Origin of the sequence: Pseudomonas sp. IT-P294 (assembly GCF_949767865.1) — a bacterium.
Classification (GTDB): domain Bacteria; phylum Pseudomonadota; class Gammaproteobacteria; order Pseudomonadales; family Pseudomonadaceae; genus Aquipseudomonas.
In genome coordinates, this window is the sequence record NZ_CATKQW010000001.1 from 177,249 (window position 1) to 191,080 (window position 13,832).

The 13,832-nt window shown below is 60.1% G+C and carries 17 protein-coding genes; 12 read left to right on the forward strand and 5 right to left on the reverse strand.

Annotated elements, in window-relative coordinates:
- Nucleotides 1-38: 38 nt before the first annotated feature.
- Nucleotides 39-1,070: a LacI family DNA-binding transcriptional regulator gene (locus ACM6I0_RS00780; protein WP_285433754.1), complete on the reverse strand. Its 1,032-nt coding sequence runs from the start codon at nt 1,068-1,070 to the stop codon at nt 39-41.
- A 215-nt stretch (nt 1,071-1,285) separates the two neighbouring features.
- Between ACM6I0_RS00780 and ACM6I0_RS00785 the strand changes: the two genes are divergently transcribed.
- Nucleotides 1,286-1,819, forward strand: coding sequence for a gluconokinase (locus tag ACM6I0_RS00785; protein ID WP_285433756.1), 534 nt, complete (start codon nt 1,286-1,288; stop codon nt 1,817-1,819).
- Between the two features lie 82 nt (nt 1,820-1,901).
- Entirely contained in the window at nt 1,902-3,254 is a 1,353-nt protein-coding gene (locus ACM6I0_RS00790) for a GntP family permease (RefSeq protein ID WP_259153066.1), read from the forward strand.
- Nucleotides 3,255-3,423: 169 nt separating this feature from the next.
- Here the strand turns inward: ACM6I0_RS00790 and alaC are convergent, their stop codons facing one another.
- Entirely contained in the window at nt 3,424-4,641 is a 1,218-nt protein-coding gene (gene alaC, locus ACM6I0_RS00795; protein ID WP_259153065.1) for an alanine transaminase, read from the reverse strand.
- A gap of 139 nt (nt 4,642-4,780) precedes the next feature.
- On the opposite strand from alaC, the gene ACM6I0_RS00800 reads away from it, so the two are divergent.
- The 3 genes from ACM6I0_RS00800 (at nt 4,781) to ACM6I0_RS00810 (ending at nt 6,803) form a co-directional block, all read left to right on the forward strand.
- Nucleotides 4,781-5,443, forward strand: a complete 663-nt coding sequence (locus tag ACM6I0_RS00800) for a LysE family translocator (protein ID WP_414921261.1) — start codon at nt 4,781-4,783, stop codon at nt 5,441-5,443.
- A gap of 68 nt (nt 5,444-5,511) precedes the next feature.
- Complete coding sequence (locus ACM6I0_RS00805; protein WP_285433762.1) at nt 5,512-6,000, forward strand: GyrI-like domain-containing protein; 489 nt, start codon at nt 5,512-5,514, stop codon at nt 5,998-6,000.
- Nucleotides 6,001-6,314: 314 nt separating this feature from the next.
- Nucleotides 6,315-6,803 carry a GNAT family N-acetyltransferase gene (locus ACM6I0_RS00810; RefSeq protein WP_285433764.1) on the forward strand — a complete coding sequence of 163 codons (489 nt, stop codon included), beginning with the start codon at nt 6,315-6,317 and terminating at the stop codon, nt 6,801-6,803.
- Nucleotides 6,804-6,987: 184 nt separating this feature from the next.
- Here the strand turns inward: ACM6I0_RS00810 and ACM6I0_RS00815 are convergent, their stop codons facing one another.
- Nucleotides 6,988-7,473 carry a GNAT family N-acetyltransferase gene (locus ACM6I0_RS00815; RefSeq protein WP_414921262.1) on the reverse strand — a complete coding sequence of 162 codons (486 nt, stop codon included), beginning with the start codon at nt 7,471-7,473 and terminating at the stop codon, nt 6,988-6,990.
- Between the two features lie 142 nt (nt 7,474-7,615).
- Between ACM6I0_RS00815 and ACM6I0_RS00820 the strand changes: the two genes are divergently transcribed.
- From ACM6I0_RS00820 to ACM6I0_RS00835, 4 genes are all read left to right on the forward strand, one after another.
- The gene (locus ACM6I0_RS00820; RefSeq protein ID WP_285433768.1) at nt 7,616-8,041 is read left to right on the forward strand and encodes a YybH family protein; all 426 of its coding nucleotides are present in this window, start codon (nt 7,616-7,618) and stop codon (nt 8,039-8,041) included.
- A gap of 81 nt (nt 8,042-8,122) precedes the next feature.
- The gene (locus ACM6I0_RS00825) at nt 8,123-8,467 is read left to right on the forward strand and encodes a YciI family protein (protein ID WP_285433769.1); all 345 of its coding nucleotides are present in this window, start codon (nt 8,123-8,125) and stop codon (nt 8,465-8,467) included.
- 28 nt (nt 8,468-8,495) lie between these two features.
- On the forward strand, nt 8,496-8,987 hold the full coding sequence (locus ACM6I0_RS00830) for an SRPBCC family protein (protein ID WP_414921263.1): 492 nt from the start codon (nt 8,496-8,498) through the stop codon (nt 8,985-8,987).
- Nucleotides 8,987-10,222 carry an RNA polymerase sigma factor gene (locus ACM6I0_RS00835; RefSeq protein ID WP_414921264.1) on the forward strand — a complete coding sequence of 412 codons (1,236 nt, stop codon included), beginning with the start codon at nt 8,987-8,989 and terminating at the stop codon, nt 10,220-10,222. Before ACM6I0_RS00830 ends, ACM6I0_RS00835 begins: the two co-directional genes overlap by 1 nt.
- Nucleotides 10,223-10,347: 125 nt before the next feature.
- Here the strand turns inward: ACM6I0_RS00835 and ACM6I0_RS00840 are convergent, their stop codons facing one another.
- Nucleotides 10,348-11,202 carry a LysR family transcriptional regulator gene (locus tag ACM6I0_RS00840; RefSeq protein ID WP_414921265.1) on the reverse strand — a complete coding sequence of 285 codons (855 nt, stop codon included), beginning with the start codon at nt 11,200-11,202 and terminating at the stop codon, nt 10,348-10,350.
- A gap of 90 nt (nt 11,203-11,292) precedes the next feature.
- On the opposite strand from ACM6I0_RS00840, the gene ACM6I0_RS00845 reads away from it, so the two are divergent.
- A complete protein-coding gene (locus ACM6I0_RS00845; protein WP_414921293.1) occupies nt 11,293-11,739 on the forward strand; it encodes a multidrug/biocide efflux PACE transporter in 447 nt (148 codons plus the stop codon).
- On the opposite strand, the gene ACM6I0_RS00850 is transcribed toward ACM6I0_RS00845, so the two are convergent.
- On the reverse strand, nt 11,717-12,628 hold the full coding sequence (locus tag ACM6I0_RS00850) for a LysR substrate-binding domain-containing protein (RefSeq protein WP_414921266.1): 912 nt from the start codon (nt 12,626-12,628) through the stop codon (nt 11,717-11,719). The two genes, ACM6I0_RS00845 and ACM6I0_RS00850, sit on opposite strands and share 23 nt — an antisense overlap.
- Nucleotides 12,629-12,741: 113 nt before the next feature.
- Between ACM6I0_RS00850 and ACM6I0_RS00855 the strand changes: the two genes are divergently transcribed.
- Nucleotides 12,742-13,596, forward strand: coding sequence for an NAD(P)H-binding protein (locus ACM6I0_RS00855; protein WP_414921267.1), 855 nt, complete (start codon nt 12,742-12,744; stop codon nt 13,594-13,596).
- Nucleotides 13,597-13,608: 12 nt separating this feature from the next.
- On the forward strand, nt 13,609-13,767 hold the full coding sequence (locus tag ACM6I0_RS00860) for a hypothetical protein (RefSeq protein ID WP_414921268.1): 159 nt from the start codon (nt 13,609-13,611) through the stop codon (nt 13,765-13,767).
- The last annotated feature ends 65 nt before the right edge of the window (nt 13,768-13,832 follow it).

Below are 13,832 nucleotides of genomic sequence, written 5' to 3' on the forward strand. Positions count from 1 at the left end.
ATACGGCGGCAATCAGTGTGTGGAAACGATCAACCGCCTCAGGTGCTCTCGCGTACCTTCAACTCAAACCCCATGTCCTGCACCGGTTTTGCCACCGAATTGCCGGCCAGCAGCGTCAACATCAACTCCGCCGAACGGCGGCCAATGGCCTCGCGCGGAGTGCTGATGCTGCTCAGGCGCGGCACCATGTGCGCCGAGGCGGGGAGGTCGTTGAAGCCGAGAATGGCCACTTGCTCGGGGATTTTGATCCCGCAGCGCATGGCTTCCAGCAGCGCGCCCTGCGCCAGGTCGTCGTTGCCGAAGAAGATTGCATCGACATCCGGATGAGCGGCCATCAGCTGCAGGAACAACTCGCCACCCAGACCGACGGAGGAGGCGCGCGGTGTCAGTATTTCCAGATCCGGGTCATACAAGCCGGCCTTTTGCAGCGCCTTGCGGAAACCTTCGCCACGCAACAACGTGCGTTGGTCCAGCTGCGCGCCGATGTAGGCCAGGCGTTTGCGCCCACGGGACAGCAAATGCTCGGCTGCCGTTTCGCCGGCCGCGAGTTGCGAAAAGCCCACGCAGTTCACGCCCGCCGCACTGTCCAGTTCCATCATGTACACGCACGGGATGTTGCTTGCCTCGATCATCCGCCGAGAACTTTCAGTGCGGTCGAAACCCGTCAACAGCAAACCGCGCGGCTGATACGCCATGTAATTGCGCAGCAGGTTTTCTTCTTCATCGCGCGAGTAATGGAAGTTGCCGATCAGCACTTCGAAGCCCTTGGGGCGTAAAACCTGATGAATGGCTTCCAGCGTATCAATGAACAGCAAGTTGGACAGCGACGGCACCAGAACCACTACCGAATGGCTCTGGGCCGAGGCTAACGCGCGGGCCGCAGGGTTGACCACGTAGTTGAGTTCAAGCGCCGCTTTCTGCACTTTTTCCACCAGTTCGGTGGCCACTGTGCTGACACCGCGCAAGGCGCGGGAAGCAGTAATCGGGCTGACACCGGCCAGGCGTGCGACTTCGTTCAAGGTCGGGCGGCCAGTGGTGCGCGTATTTTTATCGTTTTTAGGGGAGTTCATCGGACGGCTTGCCAAACAAAATTCGAGGCACTAAGGTAGCGCTGTCTCGATGCAGCTGCAAATGCGTGAGCGGGGTTTGCCTGATCCCCGCTTTTTGGCATTGGGAACGAACATGCTGCAACCCACAAAAATGACAAGAAGGCGTCGGCAACTTCTGCTTTTGCTCTAGTGTCATAACTGGCAAAGGTAGCGCTGTCTGCGCGCTGAGGTGTTACATGAATCATTCCATCACCGCCCTGGTTATCATGGGCGTTGCCGGTTGCGGCAAGACTTGCGTCAGCGAGGCCTTGTGCCAACTCAGCGGCGCGACCGCCATTGAAGGCGACACTTTCCACCCTGCCGCCAATATCGAAAAGATGAGCGCGGGTATCCCCCTGAACGACGAAGACCGTGCCGGCTGGCTCGACAGCCTGTGCGATGAACTGCGCCGCGTCGACGCCAAGGGCGAGCGCCCGGTGCTGACCTGCTCGGCCCTCAAACACAGTTACCGCGAACGTCTGCGCAGCGCCTTGCCTGGCCTGGGCTTCGTTTTTCTTGAGCTGACTCCGGAAGTTGCCGCTGATCGTGTGTCTCATCGGCCGGGCCACTTCATGCCATCTACCCTGATCGACAGCCAGTTCGCCACGCTTGAATCGCCCGTCGGCGAGCCCCTGACCCTGGCTCTGGACGCGTCGAACCACAGCGTCGAGCAATTGGCGAAGCAGGCGCATGTCTGGTGGCTGGAACACGGCCTGAAACTCGCCGTATGAGTCGGGCCAGAAAAGACAGCGCTGTCCTTATGGCGTGCGAATTACCCGCTTTAATAACAACAACAACCAGGAGACACCCCTAATGTTTGGCATGTCCCACGAGACGTTCCTGCTGCTCGATGCAGTGGTCACGGTGATCGGGCTTATTGTCCTGATCACCAAGTTCAAGCTCCACCCGTTCATTGCCCTGATCATTGCCGCCGCATTCCTCGGGCTGACCTCCGGCATGCCGATCGGCACCATCATCAAGGCGTTCCAGGACGGCTTCGGTGGGGTGCTCGGTTTCGTCGGGATCATCCTCGCGCTGGGCACGATGCTCGGCAAGATGATGGCCGAGTCGGGCGGGGCGGATCAGATCGCCCAGACCCTGATCCGGGCGTTCGGCAAGGACAAGGTGCAGTGGGCCATGATGTTCGCCGCGTTCCTGGTCGGCATTCCGCTGTTCTTCGAAATCGGCTTCGTGCTGCTGATCCCATTGGTGTTCATCGTCGCCCGGCGTACCGGCGTGTCGATCATCAAGATCGGTATCCCGCTGCTGGCCGGTCTGTCTGCCGTTCACGGCCTGGTTCCGCCGCACCCGGGTCCGCTGCTGGCCATCGGCGTGTTCGGTGCCGACATTGGTAAAACCATTCTCTACGGTCTGATCGTTGCGCTGCCGACGGCGATTATCGCTGGCCCGATCTACGGCACGTTCATTTCCAAATACATCCCCGGCCATCCTAACCAGGAACTGGTTGACCAACTGGCTCGCGAGCCGGAAGCGGCCGAGCTGCCAAGCTTCGGCATCACCCTGGTCACCGTGCTGCTGCCGGTGTTCCTGATGTTGCTCAAGACCTTTGCCGACGTGGTGCTGCCGGAAGGTAACTTCGCGCGCTCCTTCATGGACCTGGTCGGTCACCCGATCTCGGCGTTGCTGTTGGCGCTGCTGCTGTCGCTGTACACCTTTGGCCACAAGCAGGGCATGGGTTCGAGCAAGATTCTGAAGTTGCTCGACGCCAGCCTCGCGCCGACTGCCGCGATCATTCTGATCATCGGTGCCGGTGGTGGCTTCAAGCAGATGCTGGTGACCAGCGGCGTGGGTGACGTGATCGGCCACATGGCTGTGAATGCACAGATTTCGCCGATCCTGCTGGCGTGGCTGGTGGCGGCGGTGATTCGCGTGGCGACTGGTTCTGCGACCGTGGCGACCATTACCGGCGCAGGCATCGTGGTACCGGTGGTGGGGATGATTCCGGGTGTGAACCGTGAGCTGCTGGTGCTGGCCACCGGTGCCGGTTCGTTGATCCTGTCTCACGTCAACGACGCGGGTTTCTGGCTGGTGAAGCAATACTTCAACATGACCGTGGCGGAAACCTTCAAGACCTGGACCGCGATGGAGACCATCCTGTCCATCGTTGCGCTGGGCTTTATCCTGCTGCTGTCGATGTTCGTCTAAACACACTGTCGCACTGATCGTACCCACGCTCTGCGTGGGAACGCATCCCGTGACGCTCCGCGTCACAGTGGACGCGGAGCGTCCATGGCGGCATTCCCACGCGGAGCGTGGGAACGATCAGGTACAAAAAAACCGCATCGCTGCGGTTTTTTTGTGTCTGCTTAATCGATCAGGCGTTGGCTTTGCCGACCAACCCATCCGCACGGAACATCGCGCGAATCCCGCGCACGGCCTGACGAATCCGGTCCTGGTTTTCGATCAGCGCGAAGCGCACATGATCATCCCCGTATTCACCGAATCCCACACCCGGCGAGACGCAGACCTTGGCCTCGGCGAGCATCTTCTTGGCGAATTCCAGCGAACCCAGGTGTGCATACGCTTCGGGAATCTTCGCCCAGACGTACATCGAGGCTTTCGGGTTCTCGACCATCCAGCCCAGTTCATGCAGGCCTTTGACCAGCACGTTGCGCCGCTGCCGGTACTGCTCGGCGATGTCTTTGACGCACTGCTGATCGCCTTCCAGCGCAGCAATGGCCGCGACCTGCAGCGGAGTGAACGTGCCGTAGTCGTGATAACTCTTGATCCGCGCCAGGGCGTTGACCAGTTCGGCGTTGCCGACCATGAAACCGATGCGCCAGCCCGCCATGTTGTAGCTCTTGGACAGGGTGAAAAACTCCACCGCGATGTCCTTGGCGCCCGGCACCTGCATGATCGACGGGGCTTTCCAGCCGTCGTAGACGATGTCGGCGTAAGCCAGGTCGTGCACGACCAAAACGTCGTACTGTTTGGCGAGGGCGATCACCCGCTCGAAGAAATCCAGCTCCACGCATTGGGCGGTGGGGTTGGATGGGAAGCCGAGGATCATCATTTTCGGTTTCGGGATCGAACCACGAATGGCGCTTTCCAGTTCGGCGAAGAAGTCCACGCCAGGAATCAGCGGCACCGAACGCACTTGGGCGCCGGCAATCACGGCACCGTAGATGTGAATCGGATAGCTCGGGTTCGGCACCAGGACTGTGTCGCCCTGATCGAGGGTGGCCAGCATCAAATGCGCCAGGCCTTCCTTGGAACCGATGGTCACGATGGCTTCGCTTTCCGGGTCGATATCGACCGCGTAGCGATCCTTGTACCAGTTGGAAATCGCCCGGCGCAGACGCGGAATGCCTTTGGACGTCGAGTAACCGTGGGTGTCTTCGCGCTGGGCGACGGTCACCAGTTTTTCGACGATGTGCGGCGGGGTCGGGCCATCAGGGTTGCCCATGCTGAAATCGATGATGTCCTCGCCACGACGACGGGCGGCCATCTTCAGCTCGGCAGTGATGTTGAATACGTAAGGGGGGAGTCGATCTATGCGCGCAAAGCGGCGCGGCGAACCTGGGTTGGCCATTGTTGCCTCGAATAACGTGAGCGCCCGGAACCGTCCGAGCGACGCTGGCCACTGCGGTGGCCTGTTGCGGAAGATAAGGGCTGATATGGCACACTGTCCAGCGACTCTGTAAACAAATTTGTCCGAAGGAAATCGGTTGATGGAATTTACCAGCGGCTTCTTGCTGAGCCTTTCGCTGTGCCTGGATATCGGCGTGGCCAACATCGCGATGATCACCCTGGCCATGCAGCGCGGCTATTTTCAAGGCTTTGCGCTGGGGTTGGGGACCTGTGTCGGCGACCTGATCTACGCAGTGCTGGCGCTGGCGGGCATGACGGTTTTGCTGCAGTACGAAACCGTGCGCTGGGTGCTGTGGATCGGTGGCTCGGCGTTGCTGGTGTATTTCGCAGCGAAGATGATCTACTCGGCGATTCACCATGAGGCGGTGCTGGCACAGTCTGCAGACGTGGGGCAGAACTCCCATCGCAAGGAGTTTTTTCGTGGCATCTTTCTCGCCATGTCATCCCCCAGCGCCATTCTGTGGTTCGCGGCAGTGGGCGGCACCTTGATCGCGCGCTCCGGCGGCAGTGGCGCCCTCAGTTCTGCGTTGTTTCTCGGCGGGTTTCTCTGTGCTGGCGTGCTCTGGTGCGTCGCGTTGTGTTTCGCCGCGAGTCATGGCGGCAAGTTGCTGGGCGACAAACTGCTGCGCTACTCCTACATGGCATCGGCGGCGATCTTCTGCTATTTCGCGGTCTACGTGATTCTATCGGGCTACAACGAGTTTATTGGCTCGGGCGCCGTCGAGCAGTTGCAGGCCCTGTAAGTGGGCGAATCGGCTTGGGCTTCTATACTCCCAGCCGAACCCACTTTTTTCGTCTCAGGAGTTGAGTCATGGATGAGCAAGAAGTCGTAAAACCGGCCGATCCACGCATCGAACATGGGCACTTTTTGCTCATTGCCGGTTTTGGCGGGCGATTTACCCAGGACACTTCCAGGAAAATCCCCGAACTCTGGGAAAAATTCATCCCCGAGATCGGCAAGATTCCCGGTCAAAAAGGCGAAGTAACTTACGGCATCTGCTGCAATCCGGATGGCAAAGGTGGTTTCGAATACATTGCCGGCGTAGAAATCAGCAAGCTTGATGATCTGCCCGACAAATACCGTTGGGTCGAGGTTCAGCCCCAGCAATATGCGGTGTTCGAACACAAGGGTTCACTCGACACTTTGCCCGGGACTTTTCAATACATCTGGAAAACCTGGTTGCCCCAGTCCGAGTATCAGGCGGTGGACGCGCCGGAATTCGAACGCTACAGCGAAGACTTCAACCCGAAACTCAACACCGGAAAGCTGGAAATCTGGCTGCCGATCAAAGAGCAATGAGCGCATCGAGAGGCGGACCAAACGTCCGCCTCTCGATGTTACTTGCCTCGCTTCATCCGTCGCGCCCGCATCAGGTCAATCGACAACGTGACAAACCCAAACGTACTGATGCCCAACAGCATAAGAAGACCGATCTGAATGCTGCTCATGGTGTGTTCCCCCGATTGATGTCCACAGACAGGCAACAGCAATAATCCGAACCGACCCGCAATAACAGTGCCTATACGCAGGCTTTACGGCGCCGGCGGTGATCGATATGAACACCTTATTAATCTATGATCCCAAGCCTTCTCATTCGCTGATTCCGAGCTGCCATGAACACCGTCATCCGCCACGTCATTCCTGCTGACCTGGACCGCTGCTACGCCATCGAAACCGTCGCCTACGAAGGTGACGAAGCCGCCACCCGGGAAAAAATCGCCACCCGCATCGCCACCTGGCCAGAAGGGTTCATCGTTGCCGAAGTCGACGGCGTGGTCGCCGGTTTCATCAATTCCGGTGCGGCGTTTGAGGTGCAAATGTCAGACGAAGCCTTCAAGGAACTGATCGGCCACGACCCGGCCGGTCCGCAGGTGGTGATCATGTCGGTGGTGGTGCACCCGGATTATCAGGGGCAAGGTTTGGCCAAACGGTTGATGGGCGAATTCATCGAGCGGATGCGTGGGCTGAAAAAGACCCATATCCATTTGATGTGCAAGGAACGGCATGTTCCGCTCTATGCCGGATTTGGATTCGCCTACATCAAGCCTTCGGATTCCGACCACGGCGGCATGGCGTGGCATGAGATGGTGTTGGCGCTGTAATCCATCGATCAAACAGCACAGACCCCTGTGGGAGTGAGCCTGCTCGCGATAGCGTTGGGTCAGTCACGAATGATGTCGTCTGACACACCGCTATCGCGAGCAGGCTCGCTCCCACATTAGTCAGGTGTTGTGTCAGTAAAGTTTGTCACTCAGCCTTGCAGGTTTCGGCTGCTGAGCAAGCGCCTCAGAAAACCAGACTCATGCGCCGTTCATAGCCGATCCGGCCCTTGTAGGCTTCGCCGCTGTCGACCCAGCCGAATTTCACATAGAGCGCGATGGCGGCTTCGTTGTCTGCGTCCACCGATAATTCCAACGCATTTATCTCTGGAAACGCCTGGCGCGCCACGTCGGGCAAGGCTTGCAGGCAGGCCTTTCCATAACCTTTGCCCTGAGCCCGCTGATCGACTTGCAAGGCGTGCAGGGTGGCGCTGTGTTCGTCGGCCCACGCCGGCAGCACCGGCGGACGCTTGAGCAGCAGAAAGGCAACGGGTTTCTCCTCGGCCAGCAAGGCAAATCCCTTGACCCCGGGGCCGGGTTTGGACAGCAGCGAGTGCAGGGCGCCGTGGATGTCGCCCGAGAACCTGATTTGCTCTTTGTGAACTTCGATGGCCTCGATCTGCTGGCGCTGAAGCGCGTTCAGGCTTTCATAAGGCACGAGTCGGGTTGTCACTGGAGTGTCCTTTTTCCATCAAAAAACAGGTTTCGGATTCTAGCGAATTTGCGTTCGTGGATTATTTTTATTTCAACGGTCGATTTGGCGTCAGGTCAGACGACTAAGGGTGTATTCAAGCTGAAAACCACGGAGATCCACCATGAACGCTACTCACGAAATCGAGACCCTGATCGAAAACTATCGTCAGGCCGTCATCGGCAAGGATGTCGACAAGCTCATGCCCCTGTATGCCGAAGACATCGTCTCCTACGACGCGGTCAAGGCCCTGGAATTCCGGGGTAAAGCCGCCTATCGCGCGCACTGGGAGGAGTGCATGGAAATGTGCCAGGGCGCGCATAAGTTTGATTTCAGCCACATGAACATCGTGGCCGACGAGCACATCGCCTTCGCCCATTGGCTGGCCCATTGCGGCGGCACCAATGAACAGGGTGAAACCCAGGCCTGCTGGATGCGCGTCACCGCCTGCTACCGCCGCGACGCCGGGCAATGGCGCATTGTTCATGAACATTGGTCGGCCCCGTTCGACATGACGAGCGGCAGCGCACTGTTCAACCTTGAACCCTGATCGTCGGGTTGTTTATCGGGAAGCCGCGCGAAAACACCCATCTGCGGCCATAGTTGATCAGTTCGATCCGGGAGAGTCCAAATGAAGTATCTATGCCTGGTCTACAGCAACGAACAGGCGTTGCACTCCTTGCCCGACAGCCCTGAGGACGCCGAGTGCCTGGCCTACGCCGAGTCGATCCAGGGCAGTGGACGGATGCTCGCGGCCGAGGCGCTGGAGTCGGTGCAGACCGCGACCACCGTGCGCATGCGCAACGGCAAGCTGTCGATCACCGACGGTCCGTTCGCCGAAACCAAGGAGCAATTGGCCGGCTTTTACCTGATCGATGCCAAGGACCTCAATGAAGCGATCCAGGTCGCCGGCAATATTCCGGCGGCCCGGGTCGGCAGCGTCGAGGTCCGTCCCGTTCGCCAGTTGAATCCCTGAATAACAATCAAAAGAACCAGGAGAGCCCATGAGTCCGCAAGCCGTTGACCGCAAACCTGCCGCCTACGAGTTGTCCATCAGTCGCCTGATTGACGCGCCGCGCCGCAAGATCTTTCGTGCGTGGACTGAACCCGCCTTGCTCGCCCAGTGGTGGGGGCCACACGGAATGACCACACCTGAATGCGAAATGGACCTGTGGGTCGGCGGCCAGTTTCGTACGTTGATGCGTGCCCCGGACGGCACCGAGTACCCGACCATGGGCGTGTTTCTGGAAATCGTCGCGCCTGAGCGGCTGGTGTTCACCGACGCGTTTATTCCTGGCTGGATTCCGTCGGGCAAGCCGTTCATGTCAGCCGAAGTGACGCTTGAAGACCGCAACGGCCAAACCCTCTACACCGCCCGCGCCATGCACTGGTCCGAAGACGATCGCCAGGCTCACGAGGCCATGGGCTTTCATGATGGCTGGGGGCAAAGCCTTGATCGGTTGGTAACGTTGGTGACTGACGGTATGCCGGACTGATGCCTGACAGTTCAGTCACCGCTCGGGTCGAGCAGGTCTACCGCGAAGACTCGCGGCGGATTCTGGCGACCCTGATCCGTTTGCTCGGCGATTTCGACCTCGCCGAAGAGGCGATGCACGAGGCCTTTTTCGTCGCGGTCGAGCGCTGGCAGCGTGACGGCGTGCCGGACAATCCGCGCGCGTGGCTGGTGTCGACCGGGCGTTTCAAGGGCATTGATGTGTTGCGTCGGCGCGCGCGTTTTGCCGCCTCGAAACCGCTGTTGATCGCTCAACTGGAGGCGCTGGAGCAGGCCGACTGGAGTGATGAAGACTTGGAAGATGATCGCTTGCGGCTGATCTTCACCTGTTGTCACCCGGCATTGTCGGCGGACGCCCAAGTGCCGCTGACCCTGCGCGAAGTCTGCGACCTGACCACGGAAGAAATCGCCCGGGCCTTTCTCTCGGCACCGGCGACCATCGCCCAGCGCATCGTGCGGGCGAAAGCGAAAATCCGTGACGCGAAAATCCCTTATCAAGTCCCGACGCTGGCGGAATTGCCCGAGCGCCTGGACAGCGTGCTGCGGGTGATTTACCTGGTGTTCAACGAAGGCTATTCGGCGTCGGTCGGCGCTGAAGTGACCCGTGAAGAGCTGACGCGCGAGGCGATTCGGCTCGGGCGTTTGTTGCTGCAATTGCTCCCGGAATCGGAGGTGATGGGGTTGCTGGCCTTGATGCTGCTGCATGAGTCGCGGCGCCGGGCCCGGACATCGGCAGACGGTGAGTTGGTTGTGCTGGATGAACAGGATCGCTCGTTGTGGGATGCCCAAATGATTGCCGAAGGCTGCACGCTGGTGGAAGCGGCGCTGAGCACCGGACGGTTCGGGCCTTATTGCCTGCAAGCGGCAATTGCAGCGGTGCACGCCGAGGCGCCCACGGCGGCGGAGACTGACTGGCAGCAGATTGTCGGCCTGTATGACGTGCTGTTGGCGGCGGTGCCTTCGCCGGTCATTGAATTGAACCGCGCGGCGGCGATCTCCAGGCGTGACGGTCCGCTGGCGGGGCTGGTGTTGGTCGAGGGGATTCTGGATCGCGGCGAGTTGCAGGACTACCACTTGGCGCATTCGGCACAGGCGGAGTTTTGCCGGCAGTTGGGGCGAGTCGAAGAGGCGCGGGCGGCTTATGAGCGGGCGCTGGAGTTGACGCAGCAGGAGCCGGAGCGGCGGTTTATCGAGGCGCGGATCAAGGCGTTGAAGTGAGGTGATTTCTCGGGCCCCATCGCGGGCAAGCCCGCTCCCACAGTGGAACGTAGCGGCCACAAAATGTGTGTACACCACCCATCCCTGTGGGAGCGGGCTTGCCCGCGATAAGGTCCGCAGGACCTTCACTCCAGCATCTTGCCCAGCAACCAACTCCCCGCCGGCCCCGGCGGACGTAACCGCGACCACAGCGCATCGACGAACACCGGTTTCGGCCAGCCGCGCACGTTCAACTCCTGCAACGTCCCCGGGCCAAACCGCTCCACCAACCAGCGCGGCAAGGGCGCCCAGCCAAATCCACCCTGGGCCATTTCCAGCAGCATCAGGTAACTCGGCGCCGACCAGACACGTCCCTTCGCACGGCTTTCATACGGATTGACGATGGTCGCCAGCCGTAACTCCCGGTGCTGTTGCAGCACGTCCTGATCAATGCCGCTCAGCTTCGCCAGCGGATGCTCTCGGGAGACAAACAACGCGATTTCGGTCTTTTCCTCAACCGTCGAGCTGACCAGGTCCGGCGGGTAACTGTCCTGTTTTTCCGCGAAGGCGACATGCGCCCGACCGCGTTGCACCAGCGCCACCAAGTCATCGCATTCAGCGATCAGGCATTCACGCTCCAGGTCCGGGTAACGCTGGTCGAACGCACTGAGCGCCGCTTCGAACCGGTCGGACTGATAGGTGTCGGAAATCGCCACCGTCAGCTTCGGCTCAACCCCTTGCGAGAGTTGGCTGGCGGTCATTTCCAGGCGGCTGGTGGCGGCGAGGATTTCCTCGGCCCGCTGCAACATCACGTGCCCGGCCGGCGTCAGGCCGGGTTTACGGCTGCTGCGGTCGAAGAGGGTCAGGTTCAGATCGATTTCAAGACTGGCAACCGCCGCGCTGATGGTCGACTGACTGCGCCCCAGCTTGCGCGCCGCCGCGGAGAACGAGCCTTGCGTCGCCGCCTGCACGAAGGCCTGCAACACTTCTTGAGATGCCATGAACTATCGCCTTGATCGATGGTTAATGGTTATGAAGTATCGACGTGAGGACGGATCATGGCAACCACAGTCACTCAGGGAGTCCTGATCATGAACGTCAACAAATCCATCACCGAGCGAATCTTCCAGGCCATCGGTTTCGAAGTGCTGGCCATCCTGATCTGTACGCCACTGCTGGCGTGGATCATGGATAAACCGATGCTCGAGATGGGCGTCGTCACCGTGGTCATCGCGGCATTGGCGCTGGCGTGGAACGTGGTTTTCAACGGCCTGTTCGATCGCGTGCTCAAGCGCTTCGAGATCGCGCACACCGCGTGGGTGCGGGTCGTCCATGCGCTGCTGTTTGAAGGCGGACTGGTCGTGGTCGGGGTGCCGTTGATTGCCTGGTGGCTCAACGTCAGCCTGTGGCAGGCGTTCCTGCTGGACATCGGCGTGCTGCTGTTTTTCCTGCCCTACACCTACGTGTATCACTGGGTGTATGACGTGGTGCGGGAGCGCATGGTGATCGGCCGGGCTACGTTACGCAAAGCTCACTGACAAACTCGAGAAACGCCCGCACCTTGGCCGCCGGCAAGTGCCGTGAAGGGTACAAGGCATACAGCGGGAAACGCTCCTCGGGCCAGTCGGGAAACAACTCGACCAGACGGCCCGCCTTCAACGCTGGCGCCATCCCCAGGTCCAGTACCTGGGCGATGGCCTGGCCACTTTCACAAACGCTGTGCAGCGTGCCGACATCATTGACCAACAAGCGGCAATGCGGCTGTACATGCAACACCGGCCGTCCCGGTCGATGGAATTCCCAGCCGAACGGGCGAGCGGTTTGCGGATCGCGGAACTGCATGCACACGTGCCGCTCGTCTTCCATGTCCAATGGCGTCAATGGCCGCCCATGTTTTTTCAGATAGGCCGGCGAGGCGACGGTCAGCACCCGCACCTCCAGCAATTGGCGCGCGACCAGCGAGGAGGACGCCGGATGTCCAAATCGCACGGCCAGATCAAAACCATCGGCCACCATGTCGCCCAATTGATCGCGGGTTTGCAGTTCCAGGTACAGCTCGGGATAGCGCTGCATGAACTGGCCGAGCGCCGGGCCGAGAATCAGGCGGGAAAAGTACGGGTCCATGTTTACTCGCAGGCGTCCCCGGACCTGAGTGGCGCTGCTGGATGCCGAGTTTGCCGCTTCTTCGAGACTGGCCAGCAGCGGCGCGATCTCGCCGTAGAAACGCCGGCCCTCATCGGTCAGGGTGACGGTGCGGGTGGTGCGGTCGAACAGGCGAATGCCCAAGCGTTTTTCCAGCCGGGCGATGGCGCGGCTCACGCCCGATGGCGTCAGTTCCAAGGCCTCGGCGGCGCGCACGAAGCTGCCACCATCGACTACCGCGCTGAAAACGCCCATGCCGCTGGCAAGACTGGCATCGAAGCTCATTGATGATTCCTGATCATGTGTGCAGTGACATTGATGCTATCGGAGAATCTCGTCATTGCGCGGAAAATTCTTTCCATCGCGACATTCGTCGTTTTCTGGCAGGAGAGCAGTTCATGTACGCAGTGATGGGCATTACCGGGCAGGTGGGTGGCGAAGTTGCCCGAACCTTGTTGGCTGCCGGCCGTGCAGTACGCGCCGTGGTGCGCAACGCCGACAAAGGCGCGCAGTGGGCGCAGCGTGGTTGTGAGCTGGCGTTGGCCGATGTCGATGACTGGCAGGCCATGGCCCAGGCCTTTACCGGCATGGACGGTGTTTTTGTGATGATGCCGTCGAACTTCGACCCGTCCCCCGGTTTTCCAGAAACCCGGCAGTTGGTGGAAAACATCCGTCAGGCACTGGCAGCCGCACGCCCCGGTCACGTGGTGTGCCTGTCGACCATCGGTGCCCAGGCCACTCAGCCGAACTTGCTCAACCAGTTGCAACTGCTGGAGCAGGCGTTAAACACGCTGGAACTGCCCATCACTTTCCTGCGCCCGGCGTGGTTCATGGAAAACGCTCAGTGGGACGTCGAGCATGCGATGGGCTCGGGGATAATTCCGAGTTTCCTGCAACCGCTGGATAAACCGGTGCCGATGATCGCCACCGCCGACGTCGGTCGGGTGGCCGCCGAGCTGTTGCAGGAATCATGGCAGGGCAAACGCGTCGTCGAACTTGAAGGACCGCAACGCATTACTCCGCTGCAATTGGGTGCCGGTTTCAGCGAACTGTTGGGCAAACCGGTGCGGATGCAAAGCGTGCCGCGCGAGACCTGGCAGGCGTTGTTCGAGCATCAGGGCATGCGCAATCCATTGCCGCGGATACAGATGATTGATGGCTTCAACGAAGGCTGGATCGAGTTCGAAGGCGAGCCGCGCAAGGGGAGGGTGGAACTGCTGACAGTGTTGAAGGGACTTGTCTCCCGGCACTAAAAAAACGGGCTGATGATCAGCCCGTTTTTTCATGGCGCGGTGCCCCATCTGGAACTTGAAATCAGCACCATGGATCGCCGTGTCGATGCGCTGCGCGAAGGCTTCTATTGTGTGTTGCGGGTAAGGGCGTTCATGGACTGGCTGGCGAACCTGATCCAGTCCACAACCTAAGGCACCGCAGATAAACGTGTGGGAGCGGGCTTGCTCGCGAAGGCGGCGTATCATTCAACTCAACT

Bases quoted from the DNA above. Each gene is read 5' to 3' on its own strand.
- ACM6I0_RS00805 (WP_285433762.1), top strand. From the start codon at position 5,512: ATGGATGAGCAAGAAGTCGTAAAACCGGCCGATCCACGCATCGAACAT.
- ACM6I0_RS00825 (WP_285433769.1), top strand. From the start codon at position 8,123: ATGAAGTATCTATGCCTGGTCTACAGCAACGAACAGGCGTTGCACTCC.
- ACM6I0_RS00860 (WP_414921268.1), top strand. From the start codon at position 13,609: ATGATCAGCCCGTTTTTTCATGGCGCGGTGCCCCATCTGGAACTTGAA.
- ACM6I0_RS00830 (WP_414921263.1), top strand. From the start codon at position 8,496: ATGAGTCCGCAAGCCGTTGACCGCAAACCTGCCGCCTACGAGTTGTCC.
- ACM6I0_RS00850 (WP_414921266.1), bottom strand. From the start codon at position 12,628: ATGAGCTTCGATGCCAGTCTTGCCAGCGGCATGGGCGTTTTCAGCGCG.
- alaC (WP_259153065.1), bottom strand. From the start codon at position 4,641: ATGGCCAACCCAGGTTCGCCGCGCCGCTTTGCGCGCATAGATCGACTC.
- ACM6I0_RS00835 (WP_414921264.1), top strand. From the start codon at position 8,987: ATGCCTGACAGTTCAGTCACCGCTCGGGTCGAGCAGGTCTACCGCGAA.
- ACM6I0_RS00780 (WP_285433754.1), bottom strand. From the start codon at position 1,070: ATGAACTCCCCTAAAAACGATAAAAATACGCGCACCACTGGCCGCCCG.
- ACM6I0_RS00840 (WP_414921265.1), bottom strand. From the start codon at position 11,202: ATGGCATCTCAAGAAGTGTTGCAGGCCTTCGTGCAGGCGGCGACGCAA.
- ACM6I0_RS00810 (WP_285433764.1), top strand. From the start codon at position 6,315: ATGAACACCGTCATCCGCCACGTCATTCCTGCTGACCTGGACCGCTGC.
- ACM6I0_RS00845 (WP_414921293.1), top strand. From the start codon at position 11,293: ATGAACGTCAACAAATCCATCACCGAGCGAATCTTCCAGGCCATCGGT.
- ACM6I0_RS00790 (WP_259153066.1), top strand. From the start codon at position 1,902: ATGTTTGGCATGTCCCACGAGACGTTCCTGCTGCTCGATGCAGTGGTC.
- ACM6I0_RS00785 (WP_285433756.1), top strand. From the start codon at position 1,286: ATGAATCATTCCATCACCGCCCTGGTTATCATGGGCGTTGCCGGTTGC.
- ACM6I0_RS00820 (WP_285433768.1), top strand. From the start codon at position 7,616: ATGAACGCTACTCACGAAATCGAGACCCTGATCGAAAACTATCGTCAG.
- ACM6I0_RS00855 (WP_414921267.1), top strand. From the start codon at position 12,742: ATGTACGCAGTGATGGGCATTACCGGGCAGGTGGGTGGCGAAGTTGCC.
- ACM6I0_RS00800 (WP_414921261.1), top strand. From the start codon at position 4,781: ATGGAATTTACCAGCGGCTTCTTGCTGAGCCTTTCGCTGTGCCTGGAT.